The following is a 5,608-nucleotide window of genomic DNA, read 5'->3' on the forward strand; positions in this document are numbered from 1 at the left end:
TGATGCATGGCTATCGCTACCCCGACCACGAGCAGCGCCTAGGCGCATTAGCCCCGGGTGTTTTCGAGTTTCTTTTTTTTCCTAATGGTTTTGATTGGTATAGCTATTATAAATACTTTGCTGGTTCTTTCCTTTTTTTATCTTGGCTTGTAGTTTATTACCGCAAGTTAGATTCGAAAATTTTAAACTTTTATTATTCTTTCTCGGAGAAAAAGAAAAAAGTATTAAGGATTCTAAGCTTGTTTTATTATTTTGGATCTATTATTTTTTTTTATTGGGTGAGTGATCTCCTAAAAGGGATTAGATAAAAAATTCTTTAAATGGTATGTAAATGCACTAAATTTACTTGATCTGTTCCCACTGATCAGAATTGCATTTCCGGTCTGTAATTGAAGAATTTGAAATTCAAAAATCCTGAATCAAAGCGAACTCTCCGTTTGCTGTCTTTTTGGCCCTGAAAAAATCTTGGTAACAAGGCAAGTGAACGAAGCGTGAAAAAGTGGGAAATAAAAAACAAGACGCGCCACAAGCAAGACGCGCTGCAAAGCGCGTCTCTACAGGGCATGCATTAAAATTGAAATTCAGACGCGCCGCAAGGCGCGTCTCTACATTAAGGCCGGACTTTCACGAGATTTCAATGGTAGAGACGTGTTTGCGAAATAAAAAAAAAGTTCGGAAGCACGGGACCCGCTTTCGAAAAATTTGGCTGGCATTCAAGGAAGTTTGCGTGCGGGGGCCATGGCTTAGCATCCCCGAAGGCCGGAGCAGGGAACTTTCTTTTTCACTATTCAGCATCGTTCCGGCCGGCTTGGGATGCGCGAGGGCAAAGTTCCGTAGTAATGACCCCAAATTTTTCGTAGGCGGTGGCCTTTTCTTTGTTACTTCCCGCCTGCCACTTTTGGCCCTTGCCTTTGGCGGGCAGGTCTTTTGGGCAATCAAAAGAAAGTAAAAGCAAAAAAAATTTGATAACCCACATCACCTCCTTGCGCTGCGAGGGCGCACCTGCTGCTCAGACCTGCCTAGCGCAGCGCCCGATTTTTGGTTGCTCCCTAACCCAGGGTTACGCTCGCTTTGCTCGCTAACCCTGGTCTATAATAATTTTACCCCTACGGGGTAATGACGTGTTTGCGGAGAATGGTTTACCATTCAGGAGAGGTTCATTTGCTTTTGATAATTTCTTTTGAGAAAAGCCCTTTAAATAATTTTCTAAAATTGTTTTAACTTGCGTTTTATTTCAGACAATTAGATTTTCAATTCATTTATTGATATTTAATAAAAATGGCAAAGATCATTGTAAAAGACACGCCAATTACCATAATATCAGTCGAACAAAGAGATTACATTTCCCTGACTGATATGGCCAATGCCAAGGAAAGTGCCAGCCGTGCCGCCGATATTATTAAAAACTGGTTAAGAGGCCGATATACCCTTGAATTTTTAGGGACATGGGAACAAATTAATAATCCTTTTTTTAAAGTGGTCAAATTTGACCACTTTAAATCTCAGGCTGGTTTGCCAAGTTTTGTATTGAGTGTTTCTGAATGGATTGAAAAAACCAATGCTGTTGGAATAATCGTAAAGAAAGGAAAATATGGGGGCACATATGCTCATAAAGATATTGCCTTTGAGTTTGGTTCAGCTATCAGCGTTCCTTTCAAATTGTATTTGATATATGAATTTCAACGACTTAAAGAAGAAGAACAAAAACTACTCGGCTGGACAGCAAAAAGGGAGTTGGCAAAATTGAATTATCGCATACACACCGACGCAATTAAACAAAATTTAATTCCCAAAGAGCTTTCGGAAGCCCAAATTTCCCTAGTCTATGCAAATGAAGCAGATGTTCTTAATGTGGCCTTATTTGGCAAAACAGCAAAACAATGGAGGGAAGAAAACCCCGATTTGAATGGCAATATTCGGGATTATGCCACCATTAACGAATTGATTTGCTTGTCGAACATGGAAAATCTGAATGCAGTGTTCATAAATGAAGGGATTCCCCAGAAAGAGCGTTTGGTAAAACTGAACCAAATAGCCATTAATCAAATACGAATCCTGCAAAATGCTGAAAGTCGAAAGTTGCTGAAATAATAAGAAGAAACGCAGTTCTGGCTGAAAATTTTAAATGTAATTTGCTTCCAAGCAATCCGAATGCCGAAATGATTGACTACACCTACACCGCTTCAGGAGCAAAAGTAAGGCAGCAGCTGGAAGCCGGCGGCCGTGGCGGCATTTCAACCCGCCGCCCCTCCATTCGGCGGGCAGGGATTACGCAGGGGCCGTTTGTGTTTGTAAACAATGCCCCGGGCTGGGTGGGCACGCCCCACGGACGGTTTGTGCTCGATGGCACCTGGCAGAACGAATTTCACCTACGTGATCATTTAGGTAACACCCGTGTGGTGCTTATGGAAGAAGACACCGGCACGCTGGCCACCCTGCAACAAAACCACTACTACCCCTTCGGCATGCTCATACCCAGCCTGGGCAGCACCAACACTATTGGCGCCCTGAAAGACAACCGATACCTGTATAACGGCAAGGAATTGCAGGATGATTTCGGGCTTAATTGGCATGACTACGGAGCGAGGTTTTATGATGCGCAGATTGCACGTTTTCACTCTGTGGACCCGTTGGCGGAATTAGGAAGAAGATGGAGCCCTTACAACTACGCTTTCAATAATCCTATTCGCTTCATAGATCCTGACGGGATGTGGCCAGTTTGTAAAAACTGTGATGACACATATGCTAAAGGAGCTGTTGTTACTAATAGATGGGGCAAGTGGGGATACCTAGGTAATAATAAGTGGTATGATTTCGGTACAAAAACGATTGTCAGTAGTGAAAGTTTAAAAAATACTGCAGACCATGTGTCAAAAGCCAGGAGAAACTTTAGTTCCACAGATAGATCATTTATTTCATCATTAAAGAGATTTTTCACCTATTCAAATAAAGCGGATGGTGATTTTCATGAAAGCGCAAGTTACGATGGGCATTACAGGGGTTTCGGTATGGGAAGTTATCTTGATATTGGTTCTCCAGCGGCACATTTGGGTTTTTTTGGCTTATTAGATTATTTGAATTGGCTTCAAAATAATCCTGAATCTGCAGAACAAATGATAATTGATTTGTTTGAATTTTATGGTTGGGATTACATCCCAAATAGTAGACTAACTCCTACTGAAGTCCCCGAAGATTCTAAAAAAGACAGAAAATTAATTTCACCTATTGGTTCCTCAGGAGTTGTAAAACCTGGAGATGCAGGACCTGCGTTTAAACCTTTAGACATGAAACCTAAATTCTTAGACCCTGATAGGAATTCCAGGAGAAATGACAGAAATGACAGATGGGAACATAGATAGTAAGTCTCTTTTTATATGTTCTATTTTGGCAATAGAAATCAATTATCAGCTATGAAATTAAGTCCTGCAGAAATTATCTACTTAAGCACAAAAGGTAGAATAACAAAATACTTAAAAAATATTGTTAAGTATACATTTTATTCATTGCTGTTAAAAAATGTGATTAAGTTGGAATTAAAGGAAATAAAAGGAGCAGATATTAAAAAAGAAAAGATGTTTTTTTTGCAGAAATCTACTAAAGATAGAATAGACAATCTTAAAATTTCAGAACTTGAAAAATTAGTATTTGATTACCTAAAGAACAGTAAATCTGAATGGATTTCTTTAGAAGAGTTTTGTGATAAAGTATCAGCTCTAATAAATCCTCGATTTAGAGCTTTTTCAAAATCACATAGAATTGAGAACTATATAGTTAAAGATCTAATTAAAAAAGGCTTACTTGTTAAAAAACCAGTTCGCTTATTTGGTTTTTTAATAACTGAGAAAAAAATACCCTCAAATGAGTATGTAAAATTACAAAGCTCTTTACATTTTTTTAAAAAAGAAAACTGGATTATTCATAATTGTTTCTTATTTTCAGAAAACAAAGATTTTTTTAATTCAAATACATACAAGTTATTAAATCAACGTATTGACAACTATTTTGAACAATATCTTTTAAGAGATGGAAAGCATATTGTTCCAGCTATAGCTATTATTGGAAAATCATACCCAGAACCATTAGAATAAGTATGTTGCACAAGTAAGTTGATTATCCAGGTCATTTCACATCGACTTTGTAAGTCTTACTTATATATAGAATGGCGTGAGAAGTTTATAGTGCATCCATTTTTTATATATCGTTAATGCGCACTATGGTTTTTGGTGAAGCACGACTCCAGTCGTGTGGTAACGAAGCAAGGTAAAGAAAAGCTAATCCCGCCTTTTGGGCTGTTTTTGTTGCGTTTTAACTGGCGAAGATGTGTAATGAACAAAAAACATTTGCCGGAAAACGATAACAATTATAATTTTAAATCGTTAAATTTGCACTATGACACATATACTCAAAGACATATTACAATTAAGTGTCCCGGAACGTATTTTAATGGTGGAAGCCATTTGGGACAGCATTGCTGATAATGATGATCAGGTGGAATTATCATCCCATGCGAAGCAGCTACTGGATGATAGACTTGAATCTCATAGCAGGAATCGAAACGAAGGGTCAAGTTGGCTTGAAGTAAAAGCAAGAATTAAGGATCAACTCTAATGTATAAGTTAATTGTCAAGCCTTTTGCTGAAGAAGATGCTGCAAAGGCAGCAGTTGTAACCGGCAAATAAACATGTTCTATTTTAGGAAACCATGTTGAGTATAACAGATATTTACAGGGCTTTTTTATGGAATATGTTTAATAAGCTCTAAAATCTCTTTATCGGAGAGGTTTTCAATTTCCGACTTGTCGTAAATGGAGAGGAGGTAAACAGTGTCATGTTTGAAAATCACATGCGTAATAATGCGAGCGCCGCCGGATTTACCTTTTCTTTTGCTTGCAATTGCAAGACGTATTTTATAGCAATTGTGCCCAATTGAAGTACCATTTTTGGGTTCTTTCTTTAGTTCTTTGATAAGGGTCTGAATTTCCTTTTTAAGAGAGGGGAATTTTTTAATCAGACGCCTGGCCTGTCGTTCAAAAATGGTTAGGGATTTAACATTAAAGCTCATTGATGAAATCTTCAGCGTTCCGGGCCTGAACTTTACCTTCCTTTATTAACCTCATTTCTTCAACAGCTTCCGCCAACTCGGCCATAAAAAGCTTTTTATTTCTTAAACGCTCCAACTCGTTCAGATCTTTTTGTATCTTTTTCCAATCCTTCATGGAAAGCTGTACGGCACTTTTATGTCCTTTGGTGTCTGTTATATACTGTAGGTCCATTATTTCTTAAGGATCAATCAATTTTTAATGCTTCTTAAAAAAAAAGAGCTTAAATACAAAAATACAAAATAAAAACAGCAAACCAAAAAACACGCTGGTTAAAAGTGTTCGCTTAAAAGAGAAAAGGCTGTATTTTTGGGCGTTATACGTTCTATGAACACCTTCTTTTAGAGCAGGCCAGGGCCGGCGGAAAATACGTTTTTTATGACCCGCAGATTGGGATGTTACTGTTGACACCTTTGCAGAAGCAGAATTTCGTATTTGGTGGCGGATCATCAGGGGTTACCATTTAAATCTTAACCAACAATTAAATGAAGAAAATTGAACTCGCAGAAA

The 5,608-nt window shown here is 38.2% G+C and carries 8 protein-coding genes; 5 read left to right on the forward strand and 3 right to left on the reverse strand.

Annotation, left to right across the window (positions count from 1 at the left end):
• Positions 1-308, forward strand: a 308-nt coding sequence (locus tag EA412_00665; GenBank protein TVR83848.1) for a hypothetical protein, incomplete at its 5' end; no start/stop codon positions are given.
• Between the two features lie 476 nt (positions 309-784).
• Here EA412_00665 and EA412_00670 read toward each other — a convergent pair.
• Positions 785-976, reverse strand: coding sequence for a hypothetical protein (locus EA412_00670; GenBank protein TVR83849.1), 192 nt, complete (start codon positions 974-976; stop codon positions 785-787).
• A gap of 302 nt (positions 977-1,278) precedes the next feature.
• Here EA412_00670 and EA412_00675 point away from each other — a divergent pair, with 302 nt between their 5' ends.
• The 4 genes from EA412_00675 to EA412_00690 all read left to right on the forward strand — a co-directional run bounded on the left by EA412_00675 (position 1,279) and on the right by EA412_00690 (position 4,608).
• On the forward strand, positions 1,279-2,091 hold the full coding sequence (locus EA412_00675) for a KilA-N domain-containing protein (GenBank protein TVR83850.1): 813 nt from the start codon (positions 1,279-1,281) through the stop codon (positions 2,089-2,091).
• Positions 2,092-2,159: 68 nt separating this feature from the next.
• Entirely contained in the window at positions 2,160-3,359 is a 1,200-nt protein-coding gene (locus EA412_00680; protein ID TVR83855.1) for an RHS repeat-associated core domain-containing protein, read from the forward strand.
• 15 nt (positions 3,360-3,374) lie between these two features.
• Entirely contained in the window at positions 3,375-4,088 is a 714-nt protein-coding gene (locus tag EA412_00685) for a hypothetical protein (protein TVR83851.1), read from the forward strand.
• A 301-nt stretch (positions 4,089-4,389) separates the two neighbouring features.
• Positions 4,390-4,608, forward strand: a complete 219-nt coding sequence (locus tag EA412_00690) for an addiction module protein (GenBank protein TVR83852.1) — start codon at positions 4,390-4,392, stop codon at positions 4,606-4,608.
• Positions 4,609-4,734: 126 nt separating this feature from the next.
• On the opposite strand, the gene EA412_00695 is transcribed toward EA412_00690, so the two are convergent.
• The gene (locus EA412_00695) at positions 4,735-5,061 is read right to left on the reverse strand and encodes a hypothetical protein (protein TVR83853.1); all 327 of its coding nucleotides are present in this window, start codon (positions 5,059-5,061) and stop codon (positions 4,735-4,737) included.
• Positions 5,051-5,272: a hypothetical protein gene (locus EA412_00700; protein TVR83854.1), complete on the reverse strand. Its 222-nt coding sequence runs from the start codon at positions 5,270-5,272 to the stop codon at positions 5,051-5,053. Before EA412_00700 ends, EA412_00695 begins: the two co-directional genes overlap by 11 nt.
• Positions 5,273-5,608: the final 336 nt, after the last annotated feature.

It is taken from the genome of Chitinophagaceae bacterium (assembly GCA_007695095.1).
Taxonomy (GTDB): Bacteria; Bacteroidota; Bacteroidia; order Chitinophagales; family REEL01; genus REEL01.